Raw genomic sequence first — 17,679 nt, 5'->3', positions numbered from 1 at the left:
CCCGGGAGGCAGCGGCCGAAGCGCGTTTGCGCACGTCAGCGACGTCCGGCAGGCGTGCTGGTCAGCAAAGTGCACCGGCAGCTTCAACCTCCGCTACCGCTGCATCACCCAGGGCCGGGCCGAAGACGACCGGCCCGTCACCACCCCGCGACGATTGGCCCGCCTCCTGCTCACCCACCCCGACCACCTTCGGGACAGCGGGTGCGGCTGGTCGCCGTGGCGGCCGTCGGGCGCCCACCAGTGGGTGCGCCACATCGGCCGTTCACGGCCGTCGGCGTCCTTCATGCCGGCCGGCGTTGCACGACAAGACGGTCGTGGAGCCTGCGCCGACCGCATCAAGTGCGTGGGGGAATGGCCACTGTGGCCCATGCCATGCATCAGTCCCGGTGGAGAACTGGGTTACCCAGGCCTACAGTGCAACCGCCGTCGTCGCTCGTGGCCTCGATCGTCAGGATGGCTACACCAGTCACGTCCACGGTCACTTCCACGGGCCGATTGATCTCTGCAGTCGCGCTCTTCAACGTCTTCCCGTACTCGCCACCGCTCCTGAAGGTCACCGTGGCCGGGTACGCGGGGCTGTCGTCGTCCAGCCCCACGGTTAGGGTAAGCTTCTTGTACCGCTCGTTGATGCTGTAGGTCAGGGATTCGTAGAATCCCAGTTCCTCCGCGACAATGGCGTTGTCGAAGCGTTTGCCGCCCATCGTCACCGCCTTGCGCTCCGTGTTGACGTAGCCCGCCCCCAGAGGCTCGACATCGGTGAGCGGGATCTCCTTGGCTGCACGGGCACTCGAACTCGGCGAGGGACCGCCGGTGGCGCTCCCCCCAGGCGCAGAGGGGGAGGCCATGACCGTCACCGTCGCGGTAGCAGTAACGGTCTCCGTGGCGGTGACCGTCCGGGCAGTAGGTGGCGTGATGACCGAGGGGACGCCGAAAAACCCAAGGAAGAGACCAGCGACACCGGTGAGGGCGGTCACCAGGGCAGCCGTCTCGGCTCTACGACCCGGCTGCGGGACGGGTGAGGGCGGGGATGCGGGCGGGGGCGGTGTCGTGGGCGTGGGAGGCGACCCTGGTTCGGGCTGTCCAGTGCTCATGGTCAAATCCCCCACATACAGCGGCTGTTATGTTGTGTGAGGCAGAATTCAACGGGATGGACGCACAAACGGCAAGGCTGCACTCGCGCACTGATCGCGGCTGAGCCCTGCGCCTTGCTGGTGGTCCACGCCACGTTCACGCACGCTGATTGACGATGCGACAGAACTGGATCAGATGAGACAGGCTCGAGTTCGGCGACCGCACCCGCCGACAGGCCCATGATCCTCCGGCCGTCGACGATTGCCGCCCGAGCTCACTGGCGCCAGTCGGGTACGCCTGAGGCAGGCGGCATCTGGGATTCGATCTTCGCTCGCGTCTCCCGCATCACGGAGAGGATGCGGGACTCGTGCTCGGGGGTCAGACGGGCCACCGGGACCGAGCAGCTGATGGCGTCGGTGGCCGGGGTCGTGTAGCGAAGAGCGAAGCCGAAGCCGGCGATGCCGATGACCGTCTCCTCGCGGTCCACGGAGTATCCGCGTTCGCGGACCCCGGCCAGGTCGGCGTGGAGGGAAGCACGGGTGGTGTGCGTGTTCTCCGTGAGGGCGGTCAACGGTCCGTCCGGAAGAGGAAGGTCGTCGTCGCGGCGCTCGGCGAGGAGGGCCTTGCCGAGCCCGCCGGCATGGGCCGGGACGCGACGGCCGACGCGGCTGATGGTGCGCAGGTACTCGTGGGACTCGCGAGTGGCGAGGTAGACGACGTCCGGTCCGTCGAGCCGGGCCATGTGGATCGTCTCGCCGAGCGCGTCCGACGCCTCATCGAGGTAGGGGCGGACGACCCTGATGCAGCGGTCGCCGTCGAGGTAACTGGTGCCGGTGAGCAGTGCGCGGATGCCGATGCCGTAGAGGGAGCCGGTGGCGTCGGTGCGGACCCAGCCGCAGTCGACGAGGGTCTGCAGCAGTTGGTACATGCTGCTGCGCGGCACGTCCAAATCCTCAGCGAGCTGGTCCAGGCGTGAGGGCTGCTCGCCCCGCTCCGCGAGGAGTTCCAGCAGTGCGACGGTTCGGGCCGCCGACTTCACCCCACGGACGCCTGTCTTCTCAAGCATGAGCTCATCGTAAGTCCGCGCGAATTCGTGACGGCCTGCCCATTGACCCGTCCTGTTCACAGACCTAGCCTCCATCTACATACGCAGACAGCATCTGTATATAGGGATGGCTCATGACAGGGATCAGCGCCGAGGCCGCACAGGTCGCTCAGCGGCTCCGGGACGGGATGGCGGGTGGGGTTCTGTCCTTCCCCCTCACCAGCTTCCGGGATGACGGCAGTCTCGACCTGGACGCATACCGGGCCTACCTGGCCGACCGGATCGCCACCGCCCCCGGCGCCGTCTTCCCCGCCTGCGGCACCGGCGAGTTCTTCTCGCTGGACGAGGACGAGTACCGGGCGGTCGTACAGGCCACGGTCGAGCTCACCGACGGGCGCCTCCCGGTGATCGCGGGCATCGGCTACGGCTGGGCCCAGGCCGTCCGCTTCGCTCGCATCGCCGAGGACGCCGGCGCCGACGCCGCGCTGGTACTGCCCCACTACCTGGTCAGCGCCCCGCAGGACGGCCTGGTGGAGCAACTACGCAGGATCGCCGGGGGCACCCGGCTACCGCTCATCGCCTACCAGCGCGGACACGTCGCCTTCACGGCGGCCTCTTTGCGGCGTGTGGCGGAGATCCCGAGCGTCATCGGGCTCAAGGACGGCCACAGCGACCTCGACCGGCTGCAGCGCCTCACCCTCGCCGCCCCCGAGGACTTCCTCTTCTTCAACGGGGCCGCCACCGCGGAGATCCAGGCCCGCGCGTACGCCACCGTCGGCGTCCCGGCCTACTCCTCGGCCGTCCACGCCTTCGCCCCCGAGATCGCCGAGGCCTGCTTCACCGCGCTGCGCGACGGCGACCACGGCACCGTCGACACGCTGCTGCGCGACTTCTACGTCCCGTTCGTCGAACTCCGCGACCGCGTCCCCGGATACGCGGTGTCGCTGGTGAAGGCCGCCGCCCGGCTGCGGGGCCTCCCGGTCGGCCCGGTGCGCGCCCCGCTCACCGACCCCGCCCCGGCCGATCTGTCCGATCTGGAGAAGGTGCTGGACCACGGGCTGAGCCTCGTCGGCGCGGTACGGCGACCCGCCTGACACCTCCGCACGGCGAGTCGCCCGCCGCAGCCGTGGGCACCCCGCCGTGCCTGCCGGACTCCTCGCCCGCGTCCTCCTCTTCTCCGCCCCGCGTCCTCCTCTCGCCCGACAGTTCAAAGGAGAACTGCCATGCCCCTGCTCGTAGTCGGGATCAGCGTCCTGGTCCTGCTGATCTTCATGACCAGGCTGAAACTCAACGGCTTCGTGGCACTGCTGCTCGTGGCGGTCGGCGTCGGGCTGGTACAGGGCATTCCGGTCGCGACGATCCCGGACGTCCTCTCCGAGGGCATCGGGGGGCAGATCGGCGACACCATGCTCACGATCGGTCTCGGTGCCATGCTCGGCCGGGTCATGGGTGACTCCGGCGCGGCCCAGCGCATCGCCGGCAAGCTCCTCGACGCCTTCGGCCCGCGCTGGGTGCAGGTGGCGATGGTGGTCACCGCGATGCTGATCGGCGTGACCATGTTCTACGAGGTCGCCTTCATCATCATCGTGCCCATCGCGTTCACCCTGGTCAGGGTCACGGGGGCACCACTGCTGTGGGTCGGCCTGCCGATGTCCATCACGCTGTCGACGATGCACAGCTTCCTGCCGCCGCATCCCGGCCCCACCGCCGTCGCCGCGACCTTCGACGCCTCCGTCGGACTGACCCTGTTCTACGGCCTGTTCATCGCCGTCCCCGCCGGCGTGCTCATCGCCCTGGTCTGGCCCCGCCTGCCGTTCATCAAGGCCATGACGCCCTCCATCCCCCAGGGCCTGGTCAGCGAACGCGAGTTCACCGACGAGGAGATGCCCGGCCTCGGCTGGTCGCTGTTCGTGGCGCTGTTCCCCGTGGCGCTGATTGTGGCGGCCGCCGTGACCGACATGGCCACCTCCGCCGAGACCGGGTTCCTGCACTTCGTCGCGTTCATCGGTTCGGCGCCGATCGCGCTGATGCTGACGCTGTGCCTGGCGATCTGGGCGTTCGGGCCGCGGATCGGCCGGACCCTGGAGGAGGTCGGCGCCTCATGCTCCTCGGCGGCCAAGGCGATGGCGATGATCCTGCTGGTGATCGGCGCGGGCGGGGCGTTCAAGAACGTCCTCGTCGAGGGCGGGATCTCCGACTACATCAAGGACGCCACCGACGGCTGGTCCGTCTCGCCGATCATCCTGGCCTGGCTCGTCGCCGTCATCCTCCGCATAGCCCTCGGCTCGGCGACCGTCGCCGTCGTCACGGCCTCCGGCGTGGTGCTGCCGCTCCTGGCGGGCAGCGGGGTCCACCCGGAGGTGATGGTCCTCGCCGTCGCCTGTGGCTCCATCGCCTTCTCCCACGTCAACGACCCCGGCTTCTGGCTCTTCAAGGAGTACTTCAACCTCTCCGTCATCGAAGCGATCAAGGTCCGTACCAGCTATACGACCGTGCTCGCCGTCCTCGGCCTGGGCGGCGTCCTGGCCGCCGAGCAGGTACTCGACGTTCTCAGTCTGTGACCGTCTGTCCTGCCCCTCCTCCCCCGTCATGCAAGGAATGTGAAGAGAGTATGAGCACGAGCCAGCCGACCGTCACCGCGTTCTCCGTCTACCCCGTGGCGGGCCGCGACTGCATGGAATTGAACCTCTCCGGCGCCCACGGCCCCTACTTCACCCGCAACGTCGTCGTCCTGACCGACTCCGAGGGACGCACCGGACTGGGGGAAGTGCCCGGCGGGGAGAAGATCACACAGACCCTGCGGGACGCCGAGCAGCTCGTGGTCGGTGCGAAGGTCGGCGACTACAAGCGCGTCCTGCGTGAGATCGCGGACCGCTTCGCCGACCGCGACTCCGGCGGGCGCGGTGCGCAGACCTTCGACCTGCGCACCACCGTCCACGCGGTCACCGCCGTCGAGTCGGCCCTGCTGGACCTCTTGGGCCAGCACCTGGACGTACCGATCGCGGCACTGCTCGGCGACGGTCAGCAGCGCGACTCGGTACGGGTGCTGGGCTACCTCTTCTACGTCGGCAACCCCGACCACACCGACCTCGAATACGTCCGCGAACCCGACGCGGACACCGACTGGTACCGGATCCGGCACGAGGAGGCCCTGACCCCCGAGGCGATCGTCCGCCAGGCCGAGGCCACCTATGAGCTGTACGGTTTCCGCGATTTCAAACTGAAAGGCGGCGTCCTGGACGGCGCGGAGGAGGTCAGGGCCGTCCGCGCGCTGAAGGACCGCTTCCCCGAGGCCCGGATCACCCTCGACCCCAACGGCGCATGGTCGCTGCGCGAGGCCATCGAACTCTGCGCGCCGCTCGTCGGGACGCTCGCCTACGCCGAGGACCCCTGCGGAGCCGAGGGCGACTACTCCGGGCGGGAGGTCCTCGCCGAGTTCCGCCGCGCGACCGGTCTGCCCACCGCGACCAACATGATCGCCACCGACTGGCGGCAGCTGACCCATGCCCTCGCCCTGCAGTCGGTCTCCATCCCGTTGGCCGACCCGCACTTCTGGACCATGCAGGGCTCCGTGCGCGTGGCGCAGTTGTGCAACGCGATGGGACTGACCTGGGGTTGCCACTCCAACAACCACTTCGACATCTCGCTCGCCATGGTCACCCACTGCGGAGCCGCGGCGCCCGGCGCGTACAACGCCTTGGACACGCACTGGATCTGGCAGGAGGGCTTGGAACGGCTCACCACGGAACCGCCCCGCATCGTCGGCGGCGAGATCGCCGTCCCCGACGCACCCGGCCTCGGCGTCCAGCTCGACATGGACCGCCTCCTCGCCGCCCACGAGCTCTACCGGACGAAGGCCCTGGGGGCGCGGGACGACGCCATCGGCATGCAGTACCTGCTCCCCGGCTGGCAGTTCGACGCGAAGCGACCCTGCCTCGTGCGAGGCTGACATCAGCGAAGCGCTATAGCACCGAGGGCACCTCATGAGGGGGGCGGGTGGCGAGGACGGCACTCCGCCCTTACCTGACGCCCCATCAGGAAAGTCGGCAAAAGGTCAGCAACGGTTCGGCCAAAGCTGCCCGCAGATGCCCATACCTCGGGAATCGCGGACAGCTTCAGGGGGTCGCGGACAGCTTCAGGGGGCCAAGGAGGCAGGAGCCGAACGCCCGCGCCGTGGGATGTCCACGCCACTGGACAGACGCAGCAGCGATCGCGGGACCCTTGGTTCAGGACCGACGCTTCCGCAGTTCAGCGCACCCTTCCTCGCGGCTTCAGGGGTGCGTTCGGCAGCTCCGGCGCGGGCAGTGGAGCCCCGTCGTATCCGTGCACCTCACCGAAGCGGGTTCCCTTCATCCAGTCCTCGCGGGCCCGCACGATGTCGTCGTGCGAGCGGCCGATGAAGTTCCACCACATGACGATCTCCTCCGGGAAAGGGGGCCCGCCGAGGAGCACCAGGCGGGCCGGTTCCGTGGCCCGGTTGGTCAGGGTGAGGGCGGTGCGGCCGGGGGCCGCGTAGCCGAGTTCGGCCGGCTTCAGCGGCGTACCGGCGAGCAGGACGTCGCCACTGTCGACGAGGACGCCGTGTTCGAAGCCGGGGTCGACGTCGAGGGTCACGGTGGCGGCCGGGTCGAGGGTGATTTCCGCGCCGAGCAGCGGGGTGAAGGTGCGCACCGGTGAGGTGTCGCCGGCGAGGGTGCCGAGGAAGACGCGGGCCTCGCCGCCGCCGTCGAGCGCGAGGGCTGTGGGTGCGTGGTGCTGGAAGTCCCGGTCCGCGTCGCGGTGTCGCTCGGGCAGCGCGACCCACAGCTGCACCCCGTGCAGGGTCGTGGTGCGGTCGGTGGAGACCTCGGAGTGGCTGATGCCGAGGCCGCCCGTCATCAGGTTCAGTTCGCCGGGCCGTACGAAGGCGTGGACGCCGTGGCTGTCGCGGTGCTCGATCTCACCGCTGAACAGCCAGCTGACCGTCTGCAGCCCGGTGTGCGGGTGCGGCGGTACGCGCATGCCGCCGGACTCGGTGACGTCGTCGGGCCCGTAGTGGTCGGCGAAGCACCAGGCTCCGATGAGCGTGCGGGCCCGCTGGGGCAGGGTGCGGCGCACCCGCATGGCCCGGGGCCCGCCGAGGGGTACGTCCCTCGGGGTGATGACCTCGATGCCCGGCGGGGACGGTCCGTCGGCCTCCGCGCCGCAGATGGACTCGGTCGGGTGCGTTTCCGTGTTGCTCATGCGCTTGTCCCTCCACCACCCATGAAAGTTTCACTTTCAACTTTAATGGGTTCGATCATAGGCCGGTTGTCCCATGATCGCGCGACGGAGGTCCCGGGGCCGCCGCGGAACGAGTGACGGCCTCGGGTCCGCGCGCGGCGTCTGAGAGAATGAACGCCGATCTCGGAGCGCCGCGGCAAGCGGTACTCATCGGCCGGCAGGAGCACGCACGGTGTCGCCACAGCACGAAGCCCCCTCGTCCTCCGGGGGCCGCGAGCAGCCCTCCCCCGCCGGCGGGCGCGACCGGTCCTCCGCCGCCGGTGGACGGGGCCGCCCGGCCCAGGGGGGCGGGCGTCGGCGGCCGTCCGCGGCACAGAACAGCCCCCGTGCCGCGGACGCGGACCGGGGCCGGGAGCGCGCCACGGACACGGGCCAGGGGCAAAAGCGGACCGCCGACACCGGCCGAGGCCAACAGCGCACCGCACTCGGCCAGGAGCGCAAGGACCGGGACAAGGGGACGGACCGGCAGGGCGGCCGACGCCGCGAGGGCCGGAACGGTGGGGACCGGGATGACCGCGAACCGTCCCGAAGTGGCCGCGCCCTGCTGGACCGCGAGGATCTGCGGGCCGACTGCGCCAGCTGCTTCGGCCTGTGCTGCGTGGCCCTGCCCTTCGCCCGCTCCGCCGACTTCGCGGTCGACAAGGTCGCCGGGCAGCCCTGCTCGAACCTCCGGCCGGACTTCCGCTGCGGCATCCACGCACAGCTGCGCGACAAGGGCTTCCCCGGCTGCACCGTCTTCGACTGCTTCGGCGCCGGGCAGAAGGTGTCCCAAATGACCTTCGGTGGCACGGACTGGCGCCGGGCGCCGGAGACGTCGCGCTCCATGTCCGCGGTCTTCCCCGTCATGCGGCAACTGCACGAGCTGCTCTGGTACGTGACCGAGGCCCTCGACCTCGCACCGGCCCGCCCCGTCCACAAGGAACTGCGGCGGGCCCTGACCCACCTCGACGGCCTGACCCGCGGCACCGCCGAGTCGATCACCGAGCTCGACATGAACGCGCTGCGCGGCGAGGTCAACACGCTCCTGCTGCGGGCGAGCGAACTCGCCCGGGCGCGGGTTCCGGGGCGCAAGAGGAACCACCGCGGAGCCGACCTGATCGGCGCGAAGCTGTCCGGGGCCGACCTCAGGGGGGCGAGCCTGCGCGGCGCCCTGCTCGTCGCCGCCGATCTCGGCGGTGCCGACCTGCGCGACGCCGACGTGATCGGGGCCGACCTGCGCGACGCCGACCTGAGCGGCGCCGACCTCACCGGGGCCCTGTTCCTCACCCAGGCCCAGCTGAACGCGGCCAAGGGCGACGCGGCCACCCGGCTGCCCCCGGCGCTCAGCCGCCCCGCTCACTGGTAGGCCGGGTCGGCGCCGCGAGCGGGTGTGCGCGGCGGGCGGTCAGCCGGCGGCGTTGTCGACGCGCAGCCGTACCTGTTCCTCCAGGCGCCGCAGGCTCGTGTCCAGGGCGTCGCTCACGGAGTCCTCGCCCGGGTCGTGGCTGTCGTCGAAGAAGGACAGGTGCACCGTGACCTCGCTGGCTCCGCTGCCGATGCCGGCGACCTGGAGCCAGCCGGCGTAGGCACCCTGGTCACGCGTGCCCCATTCGAGCCGCATCTGGTCCCGCCGGGCCCGGAACAGCGCGGAGGTGTCCTCGTCGGAGCGGTCCTCGTGCACGGTGACGGCGGGCAGCTCCTCGGCGTGCACGTGCAGGGCCTCGGGCAGCCAGTCACCCATCTGGCCGACGTTCGCCGCCTGGTCGAAGACGTGCTCGGGCTGTGCGGGCATCGTGCGTGAACGCTCGTATTCGGTCATCGCGATACCGTCCTTCGGTTCGGGTCGCGCGGCGGACGGGCGCCTCGCGGGCCGGGGCCGCCTCGCGCCTTCGGCACCGGTCGGCGCCGCACGGGCAGCCCCGGACAGGGGGTGCTATTCGTTGCCGAACACCGCCTTCTGCACCTCGTTGGGGCCGTCGAACCGCTTGCTGCCGGACTGCGTCAGCTTCTCGACGAGGGTGTCGTCGGCGCCGTTGCTCTTCGCCACCGAGACGAGATCGTCACGGCTGGCGGGGTAGTCGGCGCCCTTGAGAGCCTTCTGCAGGTCGATCGGGCTGAGGTCGGCCATGGCAGCCTCCCGTGTCGGAGCGGCGCGGCGAATCCGCGCGCGGACCCGGCGGGTACCCACGGCGTCGGGGAGTGATGCGCCGCCGCGGTGCCCGGCCGCGCGTCGAGCGGACGAAGCCTTCGGAGCACCTGCGCGTACGCGGACCGAGTAGGCGAAGCCCCCGATCCGAGTACGCGTACTCAGGCGCGGGCGCCGGCCGCCCCTGAAGCTGACGAGCAGGGTTCCCGTCTGCCGGAGAGGACGTCTCTTGCTCAGCCGTGCCGCCGCTGTTCTGCTGCCGTTGTTCGGACGGCTCACCGTCACGCGCGAGGCCGCGGGGCCGTTCGCGCCGGGCAGTGTCTTCGTCGCCAACCATGACGCGGTGGCCGATCCCGCCCTCGTGCTGGCCGCCCTGCGCAGCGTGGGGGTGACGCCGGTCGTCCTGGCGACGGCCGGGCTGTGGCGCGTGCCCGTGCTGCGGCGCGCGCTGTCGAAGGGCGGTCACATCCCCGTGCACCGGAGATCCGCCCGCGCCGCGGACGCGCTCGAGGCCGCGGCGGAGGTGGTGCGGTCGGGACGCCATGTGCTCCTCTACGCGGAGGGCGGACTGCCCCTGCGCACGGACGCGGCCTGTGCCGCGCCCCGTCCCTTCCGTACCGGGCTCGCACGGCTCTCGGCGACCACCGGTGCCGCGGTCGTCCCCGTGGGCCAGGCGGGTGCCCGGCGCCTTGCCTCCGGGGCGGCCGTGAAGCAGCTGGCCGGTGTTCTCACCGCCCCGTTGCGCCGACCGCGTCTCCACGTCCACATCGGCCGTCCCGTACACCTGCCGCCCGGGATACCGGAGGGCACGGCGACGGCCCACCGTGCGGTCACCGCCGCGTGGCGGCGGGCGGCCCGGGCCGTGGGCGAGCCGGCCCTCGACGACTGACCGGGCGACAGGCGCACCGCCCGGTACTGCGCCCGCCGACAGCGCTGCGTCCGCTTCGGCACTCCCGGGACGCTACCGGCCGCCGTTGTCGAGGTCGGCGTCGGTGCGGTCGGCCAGGCGCTCGTAGCGTTGTCTGGCGGCCTGCGGGCTGCGCAGGCCTAGGCCGAAGGCGATCTCCGGCCAGGTCATGCCGCGTCCCCGTGCCATCTGCAGGAGGCCCACCTCCAGTTCGTCCATCTCGGCGCGGGCGCGCGGTACGAGGCTCAGCGCGGCGGTGATGTCCGCGCGGTCCACCTCGGGTTCGCCGTCCTCGAGCAGCGCGGCACCGCTGAGCAGGAACGCCACCAGCCTGACCGCCTCGTGCGGGCTGATCACGCCGGGATGGGTCTGCCGCCGGCGTTGCCCGTCCGTGGCCGCGTGCCGCTCGGCGATGCGGAACAGGGACGCATGCACCCGATGCACGCGGGCCGCGTCGGAACTCGGCGGGGTGAAGGGGTCGGTGGGCTCTTCGGGAATCGCGGACATGGGACGAGCATCGACAATGAACGTCTTGTTGTCAACAACATAAACCCACGGAAGGACCGATGACTTCTCGCGCCCCCGCACGTCTACCCGTGCGGCAGGCCCGCAACGGGACACCGGACACGACACAAGGGACGACACCATGAGCGCCACCGACGACTTCTCCTACACCCTGACCCGCACACTGGACGCCCCCACGGGCACGGTGTGGCAGGCGTGGACCACCCCCGACCAGTACGCCCGGTGGGCGTACGCCGCTCCCGGCTCCGTCGAGATGGACGTACGGCCGGGCGGCGCCTGGAAGGCCACCATGGTCACGCCGGACGGCGGCCGGTTCCCGCTGACCGGGTCCTACCTCCAGGTCGACGAGGACCGCCTGCTGGTGGTGGGGATGGACGTCCCCGGGAAGCCCGAGCCCTCGGCGATGACCGTGGAACTCGACGGGGACGGCCCGCGGACGCGGATCGTGATCCGCCAGATGTGCGACACGACGGAGGAACGCGACATGGCCGAACAGGGCAGCACCATGCTGCTCGACAATCTGACCGCCTTCCTGGCCGAAGGCACGACGGACTGACGGACCGGACGGGCTCGCGTGGTCGGAGTCGCCCGCCGGTGCGACGCTGGGGTGGAAAGGTTCCAGGCCCAGAGCCCTTGGAGGGAGACCGATGGGACGGGACGTCCCGGCGCTCACCTTCACCCGCGAGGACCGCCGCCGCTACCGGATCAAGATGCAGGAGTGCCTCGATGCGTTCGCCCAGATGCTGCGCGAGTCACGCTTCGACGCCGAGCGGCCCCAGGTGGGTCTGGAGATCGAGCTGAACCTGGTCGACGACCGGGCCGAGCCCGCCATGCGCAACTCCGACGTCCTGGAGGCGATCGCGGACCCGGCCTGGTCCACGGAACTGGGCCGGTTCAACCTCGAGATCAACATCCCGCCCCGCCGTCTCACCGCGGGCGGCCCCGACGCCTGGGAGTCCGAGATCCGCGCCGCGCTGAACCACGCGGAGCAGCGCGCCCGGTCGATCGGCACCCATCTGATCATGACGGGCGTCCTCCCCACCCTGCGGCAGGAGGACGTGGGCGAGGGAGCCCTGTCGGAGAACCCGCGCTACCGGCTGCTCAACGACCAGATCTTCGCGGCGCGCGGTGAGGACCTGCACATCGAGGTGACCGGCATCGACCGGCTGCGGACCTACGCGGACACCATCACCCCGGAAGCCGCGTGCACCAGCACGCAGTTCCACCTCCAGGTGTCCCCGGAGCAGTTCGCCGACTACTGGAACGCCGCCCAGGCGATCGCCGGGGTCCAGGTCGCGCTCGCGGCCAATTCGCCCTTCCTGTTCGGCAAGGAACTGTGGCACGAGACCCGCGTCCCACTGTTCGAGCAGGCCACCGACACCCGCCCGCAGGAGATCAAGGCGCAGGGGGTACGGCCCCGGGTGTGGTTCGGCGAACGCTGGATCACCAGCGTCTTCGATCTCTTCGAGGAGAACCTGCGCTACTTCCCGGCCCTGCTCCCCCTCTGCGACGAGCAGGACCCCGCGGAGACGCTGACGCGCGGTGACGTCCCCGAACTCGCCGAACTCACCCTGCACAACGGCACCATCTACCGCTGGAACCGCCCGGTCTACGCCGTCGCCCACGACAAACCGCACGTGCGGGTGGAGAACCGGGTACTGCCCGCCGGCCCGACCGTCGCCGACACGCTCGCGAACGGTGCCTTCTACTACGGGCTCACCCGCGCCCTGGTGGAGGAGGACCGGCCGGTGTGGTCCCGGATGTCCTTCTCGGCCGCCGAGGACAACCTGCGGACGGCGGCGCGGTACGGCATCGACGCCCGGCTGTACTGGCCCGGGATGGGCGAGGTGCCCGTGGCCGAACTCGTCCTGCGGCGGCTGCTGCCGCTGGCCCACCGCGGGCTGGAGCGCTCGGGCATGGACGAGGCCTGGCGCGAGCCGCTGCTCGGCATCATCGAGCAGCGCTGCGTCACCGGCCGCAACGGAGCGGTGTGGCAGAAGGAGATGTTCCATCACATCGACGCCGCCGCCCACTGCGGGCGCCACGAGGCGCTGCGGCGCATGACGCAGCAGTACATCGACTTCATGCACCTCAACGCCCCGGTCCACACCTGGCCCGTCGACTGACCCGGGTGCCAACCCGCCTCCTGCCCCCGGGGTGCGGCGACCGGCAGCGGCCACGAGCGGCCACGGCGGTCTCCCGCGCACCGCGGGTACCCCGGCGCCGCCACCGCACGAGCCGGTCGCGAAAGCATCACCTCTACCCCAACGGATGGTTCATTCGACCAGGCGGACGACATACGGCCCGCACAACGGGGTGGTTGGCCCCCCTTGCCGTTGAATTGGTCAGGCGCTGTCCGAGCGAGGCGCTGCGGCGCCCGAAGGGCAGCACCCCCGCCATGTCGAACTGTGCCCCGGGCCGGGGATTGAGGAAACCGATGGCGACCCACACCGAGCCGATTGCCCCTGTTCCGGCGGCCGAGCCCCGCGGCAGGGGTCGCGCGATCATTTCCTGGCTGAGCACGACGGACCACAAGAGGATCGGGCATCTCTACTTGATCACGTCGTTCACGTTCTTCCTGATCGGCGGAGCACTGGCGATGGCGATCCGGGTGGAACTGGCCCGCCCGGGTCTGCAGATGCTGTCCAGCGAACAGTACAACCAGGCGTTCACCATGCACGGGACGATCATGCTGCTGCTGTTCGCCACCCCGACATTCGCCGGTTTCGCCAACGCGATCATGCCGCTGCAGATCGGCTCCCCGGACGTCGCCTTCCCCCGGCTGAACATGCTGTCCTACTGGCTTTTCGCCTTCGGTGGACTGATCGTCCTGGGCAGCTTCCTCACCCCGAACGGCGCGGCCGACTTCGGCTGGACGGCCTACACCCCGCTCAGCGGACCCACCCGGACCACTCAGACCGGCGGCGATCTGTGGATCATGGGCCTCGCGCTGGCAGGGTTCGGCACCATCCTCGGCGCGGTCAACTTCATCACCACCATCATCTGCATGCGCGCCCCCGGCATGACCATGTTCCGCATGCCGATCTTCACCTGGAACGTGCTGCTCACGTCGGTGCTCGTGCTGCTCGCCTTCCCCGTCCTGGCGGCGGCCCTGCTCGTGCTGGAGGCGGACCGGCGTTTCGGGGCCCAGGTGTTCAACGCCGAGAACGGGGGGCCCATCCTGTGGCAGCACCTGTTCTGGTTCTTCGGCCACCCCGAGGTCTACATCCTCGCCCTGCCCTTCTTCGGCGTGATCAGCGAGATCATTCCCGTCTTCGCCCGCAAACCGATCTTCGGCTACATGGGGCTGATCGGCGCCACCATCGCGATCACCGGGCTGTCGGCCACGGTATGGGCCCACCACATGTTCGCCACCGGCGCCGTGCTGCTTCCCTTCTTCTCCTTCATGACCTTCCTGATCGCCGTTCCGACCGGTGTGAAGTTCTTCAACTGGATCGGCACCATGTGGAAGGGATCACTGTCGTTCGAACCCCCGATGCTGTGGGCCGTCGGATTCCTGGTCACCTTCCTCTTCGGCGGGCTCACCGGGGTGATCCTCGGCTCGCCCCCACTGGACTGGCACGTCACCGACAGCTATTTCGTGGTCGCCCATTTCCACTACGTACTGTTCGGCACGATCGTCTTCGCGATGTTCGGCGGATTCAGTTTCTGGTGGCCGAAGATGACGGGCACGATGCTGGACGAGCGCCTCGAGAAAATCCACTTCTGGACCCTGTTCGCCGGTTTCCACACGACCTTCCTGGTCCAGCACTGGCTGGGCGCCGAGGGAATGCCCCGCCGGTACGCCGACTACCTCGCCGCCGACGGCTTCACCGCCCTCAACACCGCCTCGTCCATCGGTTCGTTCCTGCTGGGCCTGTCCACCCTGCCGTTCCTGTACAACGTCTGGAAGACCGCCAAGGAGGGCGAACGCGTGGAGGTCGACGATCCATGGGGCTACGGACGTTCCCTGGAATGGGCCACCTCCTGCCCGCCGCCGCGGCACAACTTCCTCACCCTGCCCCGCGTCCGTTCCGAGTCCCCCGCCTTCGACCTGCACCACCCCACCGTGGCGCAGCTGGACGAGAGCGAGAACGCCGGCAAACGCGACGTGATCGATGCCCCGGGACACGAGAGGGACAGAACGTGATCGGGGGACCGAGGCAGGCGTCCGGAGGGCGGCCAGGTCACGGAAGCGTGGGGTCACCTCATTACGCGGCGCTCCGGCGGGAGGTGCTCACACGCCACGCCGTCTGTGCCCCCGCCGTCCTCGCCGCCGCCGGCGGACTGGGCACGCCGGCGGACCACCTCGCTCCCTGACCCCCGGCCGCGCGGAAGCGAAGAACGTGGCTCACCGGCCGTAGGCGTCCTGGCGCGGAAGCGGGCCGGCATCGGCGTGGCGTCCGGGGAGAAGCGACGCATGGCGTTGTCCTGGCCCCGGACCGTGACGGGCGGCGAGAGCGTCTGCGACGGCTCCGGTCGTGAAGGCGTAGACCGCCTTGTGGAGGACGTCCACGACGCGTTCCCCGCGCGGCCAGGTCATGGGCGGGGCGCCGACCCCGGTCGCGTTCTCGAGGATCTGGTCGTTGGTGATCCGGACAACCGCGAACTTCGCGGAGGCGACCGGCCCGCGCAATCCGGTCTGAGCCATGATCGAGCGCAGCACACCGAGCAGGGCGGCCTGGCCGTAGTGCATCGCCAGATTGACCGCCACCGGCTGTTCGCCGGGGCGTTCGGGGAGGCCGGTCAGGCGCTGGAGGACCCGTGCGGGCACATGCGAGTCCGGGCGCCCGGTAACGGCCTGCTCTAGCTTTTCGCCGAGGGTCATCACGAGGCCTCCGGCGCTTCCGGCGATCAATCCCTGCCACAGCGCACGCCTGATCATGTGCCGACGAGTACCCGGCCCCACCGGGTCTCACCCGCCCGATCGCGGCGGACCCGGTCATCCGTGTCCCCGCAGGACGGGCGCGGTCCGGGAACGGCCCCCGGACCGGCCGGTGTCCCCGGACGACGTCACCTTCAGTGACCGATGGGCCGGGCCAGGATCTCGCTCACCTCCCGGCGTATCGCGTCGCGAGCCGTCGGCGGGAGGGAGCCGAGCTCCGTACGGTCCAGGTCATGGAGCACCTGTTCGGCTCCGGTGTGGCAGGGGGTGCTCTCGCTGATCACCTCGTAGCCGTCCCGGACGGCGACGTAGAGGCGGTGCCGGCCGTCGCTCCCGGCGTGCACGGCGGTGGCGACGACCAGGGGCGGCGGCCCGCCCGCTTCGGCGGCCGCCTTGTGGTAGCCGCTGGTCACGGGGTCGCGCCAGCGCAGGCCGAGCAGCAGGTGACGCTTGGCCACCACGTCGGCCAGGTCGGTCTCATACGTGCCGTCTCCGTCCAGCACGGTCGCTCGCGCGTTCAGGACCAGGGCGGCGGGCAGCAGACAGCGCAGGGTGCTGCCCACGATGTTGCCGCCGACGGTGGCCGTCCGGCGTACGGCGCCCGTGCCCACGGTGGAGGCGGCCCGGCGCAGCACGTCCGGCACCCGGTCGTCCACCTGGTGCAGCAGCACGGCCGCACCCAGCGCCTCACGCCCTATCAGGTTGGCCTCGGGCAGGTCGCGCAGTGACATCGCCTGCTCGGGGAATCCGTCCCGCTGCCAGAGGGCCCATACGAGGGTGGCTCCGCCGATGGGCACGGCTCCCTCGGCCAGATACCGCTGTGCTTCGGACAGGGTGGTGGGCAGACGCAACTGCACGACGGTCGACCTGCTTTCCTTGACGGAACGAGGGGACACTGACGGGACACCGGCAACTCGGGGTGATCGCGGGCACTGCATTGTCCGCAGGGACCCGGGGGCGCGTACAGGGCTCACGGGTTCGCCGCATGCGCCCATCGGCGGGACCTTGCGCTCGGCGGACGCTTGCTCCATGGTTGACGCGCGTCACATGGCTCGTGACTCAGCCGAACCACCCGTCCCGGAACCGGAGATCGCATGTTCAGACGCGCTGTACGATCACTTCTCGCTATTGTCATGCTCATGACTGGTGCCGTGGTGGGGACCGTCGCCACCGCGGGAACCGCACACGCCGACGGCTGTTACACCTGGACCCGCACCCTGTCCCAGGGCGCCTCGGGCGCCGATGTCACCCAGCTTCAGATCCGGCTCGGCGGCTACCCGGGCTACGGTTCCGTGCTCGCCGTCGACGGCTCGTTCGGGCCGGCCACGACAGCCGCGCTCAAGCGCTTCCAGTCGGCCTACGGCCTGGCCGCGGACGGTGTGGCGGGCACCAACACCTACAACAAGCTGTACGCCCTCCAGGACGACGACTGCACGCCGGTCCACTTCTCCTACAGTGAGCTGAACCGCTGCAACTCCACCTGGTCGGGCGGCGCGGTCAGCGCCTCGGCGGCCAAGGCCAACGCCCTGCGGACGATGTGGAAGCTGGAGGCCATGCGGCACGCGCTCGGCGACCAGCCCATCACCGTCACCAGCGGCTTCCGTTCCTACGCCTGCAACAACGCCGTGGGCGGCGCCGGCAGCAGCCGCCACCTGTACGGGGACGGGGCCGACCTCGGCGCCGGGCCGCATTCCCTGTGCACGCTGGCCAAGCAGGCCCGCTACCACGGCTTCCCCGGCATCCTCGGCCCCGGCTACCCGGACCACAACGATCACACCCACCTCGACCACCGCAGCGGCCAGTACTGGTCCGCGCCGACCTGCGGCATCTGACCTCACGTCAGCCGTGAGCGGGGTTCC

Annotated in this window: 17 protein-coding genes; 9 read left to right on the top strand and 8 right to left on the bottom strand. The window is 70.4% G+C overall.

What is annotated here, in order from left to right; all coding sequences use genetic code 11:
- Positions 1-377: 377 nt before the first annotated feature.
- Both IE178_RS17535 and IE178_RS17530 read right to left on the bottom strand, forming a co-directional pair.
- Complete coding sequence (locus IE178_RS17535; protein ID WP_184765237.1) at positions 378-974, bottom strand: NPCBM/NEW2 domain-containing protein; 597 nt, start codon at positions 972-974, stop codon at positions 378-380.
- Positions 975-1,345: 371 nt separating this feature from the next.
- Entirely contained in the window at positions 1,346-2,137 is a 792-nt protein-coding gene (locus tag IE178_RS17530) for an IclR family transcriptional regulator (RefSeq protein WP_184765236.1), read from the bottom strand.
- Positions 2,138-2,250: 113 nt separating this feature from the next.
- On the opposite strand from IE178_RS17530, the gene IE178_RS17525 reads away from it, so the two are divergent.
- The 3 genes from IE178_RS17525 (at position 2,251) to IE178_RS17515 (ending at position 6,065) form a co-directional block, all read left to right on the top strand.
- Entirely contained in the window at positions 2,251-3,210 is a 960-nt protein-coding gene (locus IE178_RS17525) for a 5-dehydro-4-deoxyglucarate dehydratase (protein WP_193512960.1), read from the top strand.
- A gap of 129 nt (positions 3,211-3,339) precedes the next feature.
- On the top strand, positions 3,340-4,677 hold the full coding sequence (locus IE178_RS17520; protein WP_193512959.1) for a gluconate:H+ symporter: 1,338 nt from the start codon (positions 3,340-3,342) through the stop codon (positions 4,675-4,677).
- A gap of 50 nt (positions 4,678-4,727) precedes the next feature.
- On the top strand, positions 4,728-6,065 hold the full coding sequence (locus IE178_RS17515) for an enolase C-terminal domain-like protein (RefSeq protein ID WP_193512958.1): 1,338 nt from the start codon (positions 4,728-4,730) through the stop codon (positions 6,063-6,065).
- 299 nt (positions 6,066-6,364) lie between these two features.
- Here IE178_RS17515 and IE178_RS17510 read toward each other — a convergent pair whose 3' ends face one another.
- On the bottom strand, positions 6,365-7,339 hold the full coding sequence (locus tag IE178_RS17510) for a pirin family protein (RefSeq protein ID WP_193512957.1): 975 nt from the start codon (positions 7,337-7,339) through the stop codon (positions 6,365-6,367).
- 580 nt (positions 7,340-7,919) lie between these two features.
- On the opposite strand from IE178_RS17510, the gene IE178_RS17505 reads away from it, so the two are divergent.
- Positions 7,920-8,723: a pentapeptide repeat-containing protein gene (locus IE178_RS17505; RefSeq protein WP_193513025.1), complete on the top strand. Its 804-nt coding sequence runs from the start codon at positions 7,920-7,922 to the stop codon at positions 8,721-8,723.
- A 39-nt stretch (positions 8,724-8,762) separates the two neighbouring features.
- Here IE178_RS17505 and IE178_RS17500 read toward each other — a convergent pair whose 3' ends face one another.
- Together IE178_RS17500 and IE178_RS17495 are read right to left on the bottom strand one after the other, a co-directional pair.
- Complete coding sequence (locus IE178_RS17500; protein ID WP_184765231.1) at positions 8,763-9,176, bottom strand: SRPBCC family protein; 414 nt, start codon at positions 9,174-9,176, stop codon at positions 8,763-8,765.
- Positions 9,177-9,290: 114 nt separating this feature from the next.
- On the bottom strand, positions 9,291-9,485 hold the full coding sequence (locus tag IE178_RS17495; protein WP_184765230.1) for a DUF2795 domain-containing protein: 195 nt from the start codon (positions 9,483-9,485) through the stop codon (positions 9,291-9,293).
- A gap of 247 nt (positions 9,486-9,732) precedes the next feature.
- On the opposite strand from IE178_RS17495, the gene IE178_RS17490 reads away from it, so the two are divergent.
- The gene (locus tag IE178_RS17490; protein ID WP_193512956.1) at positions 9,733-10,392 is read left to right on the top strand and encodes a lysophospholipid acyltransferase family protein; all 660 of its coding nucleotides are present in this window, start codon (positions 9,733-9,735) and stop codon (positions 10,390-10,392) included.
- A 72-nt stretch (positions 10,393-10,464) separates the two neighbouring features.
- Here IE178_RS17490 and IE178_RS17485 read toward each other — a convergent pair whose 3' ends face one another.
- A complete protein-coding gene (locus tag IE178_RS17485; RefSeq protein ID WP_193512955.1) occupies positions 10,465-10,917 on the bottom strand; it encodes a DNA-binding protein in 453 nt (150 codons plus the stop codon).
- Between the two features lie 139 nt (positions 10,918-11,056).
- Between IE178_RS17485 and IE178_RS17480 the strand changes: the two genes are divergently transcribed.
- The 3 genes from IE178_RS17480 to ctaD all read left to right on the top strand — a co-directional run bounded on the left by IE178_RS17480 (position 11,057) and on the right by ctaD (position 15,085).
- Positions 11,057-11,491 carry an SRPBCC family protein gene (locus IE178_RS17480; protein ID WP_193512954.1) on the top strand — a complete coding sequence of 145 codons (435 nt, stop codon included), beginning with the start codon at positions 11,057-11,059 and terminating at the stop codon, positions 11,489-11,491.
- Between the two features lie 91 nt (positions 11,492-11,582).
- Complete coding sequence (locus tag IE178_RS17475) at positions 11,583-13,061, top strand: glutamate-cysteine ligase family protein (protein ID WP_193512953.1); 1,479 nt, start codon at positions 11,583-11,585, stop codon at positions 13,059-13,061.
- Between the two features lie 311 nt (positions 13,062-13,372).
- The gene (gene ctaD / locus IE178_RS17470; RefSeq protein WP_193512952.1) at positions 13,373-15,085 is read left to right on the top strand and encodes an aa3-type cytochrome oxidase subunit I; all 1,713 of its coding nucleotides are present in this window, start codon (positions 13,373-13,375) and stop codon (positions 15,083-15,085) included.
- A 201-nt stretch (positions 15,086-15,286) separates the two neighbouring features.
- On the opposite strand, the gene IE178_RS17465 is transcribed toward ctaD, so the two are convergent.
- Positions 15,287-15,820, bottom strand: coding sequence for a hypothetical protein (locus IE178_RS17465; protein WP_184765224.1), 534 nt, complete (start codon positions 15,818-15,820; stop codon positions 15,287-15,289).
- 134 nt (positions 15,821-15,954) lie between these two features.
- Positions 15,955-16,677: an FAD binding domain-containing protein gene (locus IE178_RS17460; protein ID WP_184765223.1), complete on the bottom strand. Its 723-nt coding sequence runs from the start codon at positions 16,675-16,677 to the stop codon at positions 15,955-15,957.
- 237 nt (positions 16,678-16,914) lie between these two features.
- On the opposite strand from IE178_RS17460, the gene IE178_RS17455 reads away from it, so the two are divergent.
- The gene (locus IE178_RS17455; protein WP_229875787.1) at positions 16,915-17,652 is read left to right on the top strand and encodes a D-Ala-D-Ala carboxypeptidase family metallohydrolase; all 738 of its coding nucleotides are present in this window, start codon (positions 16,915-16,917) and stop codon (positions 17,650-17,652) included.
- The last annotated feature ends 27 nt before the right edge of the window (positions 17,653-17,679 follow it).

Origin of the sequence: Streptomyces griseoloalbus (genome assembly GCA_014650015.1) — a bacterium.
GTDB lineage: Bacteria > Actinomycetota > Actinomycetes > Streptomycetales > Streptomycetaceae > Streptomyces > Streptomyces griseoloalbus.
The sequence above is the reverse complement of the archived record's forward strand: the minus strand, read 5'-3'. Positions and strand labels throughout refer to the sequence as shown.

Excerpts from the sequence above, each read along its gene's own strand:
- IE178_RS17525 (WP_193512960.1), top strand. The coding sequence starts at position 2,251 with ATGACAGGGATCAGCGCCGAGGCCGCACAGGTCGCTCAGCGGCTCCGG.
- ctaD (WP_193512952.1), top strand. The coding sequence starts at position 13,373 with ATGGCGACCCACACCGAGCCGATTGCCCCTGTTCCGGCGGCCGAGCCC.
- IE178_RS17455 (WP_229875787.1), top strand. The coding sequence starts at position 16,915 with ATGTTCAGACGCGCTGTACGATCACTTCTCGCTATTGTCATGCTCATG.
- IE178_RS17480 (WP_193512954.1), top strand. The coding sequence starts at position 11,057 with ATGAGCGCCACCGACGACTTCTCCTACACCCTGACCCGCACACTGGAC.
- IE178_RS17495 (WP_184765230.1), bottom strand. The coding sequence starts at position 9,485 with ATGGCCGACCTCAGCCCGATCGACCTGCAGAAGGCTCTCAAGGGCGCC.
- IE178_RS17515 (WP_193512958.1), top strand. The coding sequence starts at position 4,728 with ATGAGCACGAGCCAGCCGACCGTCACCGCGTTCTCCGTCTACCCCGTG.
- IE178_RS17475 (WP_193512953.1), top strand. The coding sequence starts at position 11,583 with ATGGGACGGGACGTCCCGGCGCTCACCTTCACCCGCGAGGACCGCCGC.
- IE178_RS17500 (WP_184765231.1), bottom strand. The coding sequence starts at position 9,176 with ATGACCGAATACGAGCGTTCACGCACGATGCCCGCACAGCCCGAGCAC.
- IE178_RS17520 (WP_193512959.1), top strand. The coding sequence starts at position 3,340 with ATGCCCCTGCTCGTAGTCGGGATCAGCGTCCTGGTCCTGCTGATCTTC.
- IE178_RS17510 (WP_193512957.1), bottom strand. The coding sequence starts at position 7,339 with ATGAGCAACACGGAAACGCACCCGACCGAGTCCATCTGCGGCGCGGAG.
- IE178_RS17530 (WP_184765236.1), bottom strand. The coding sequence starts at position 2,137 with ATGCTTGAGAAGACAGGCGTCCGTGGGGTGAAGTCGGCGGCCCGAACC.
- IE178_RS17485 (WP_193512955.1), bottom strand. The coding sequence starts at position 10,917 with ATGTCCGCGATTCCCGAAGAGCCCACCGACCCCTTCACCCCGCCGAGT.
- IE178_RS17465 (WP_184765224.1), bottom strand. The coding sequence starts at position 15,820 with ATGATCAGGCGTGCGCTGTGGCAGGGATTGATCGCCGGAAGCGCCGGA.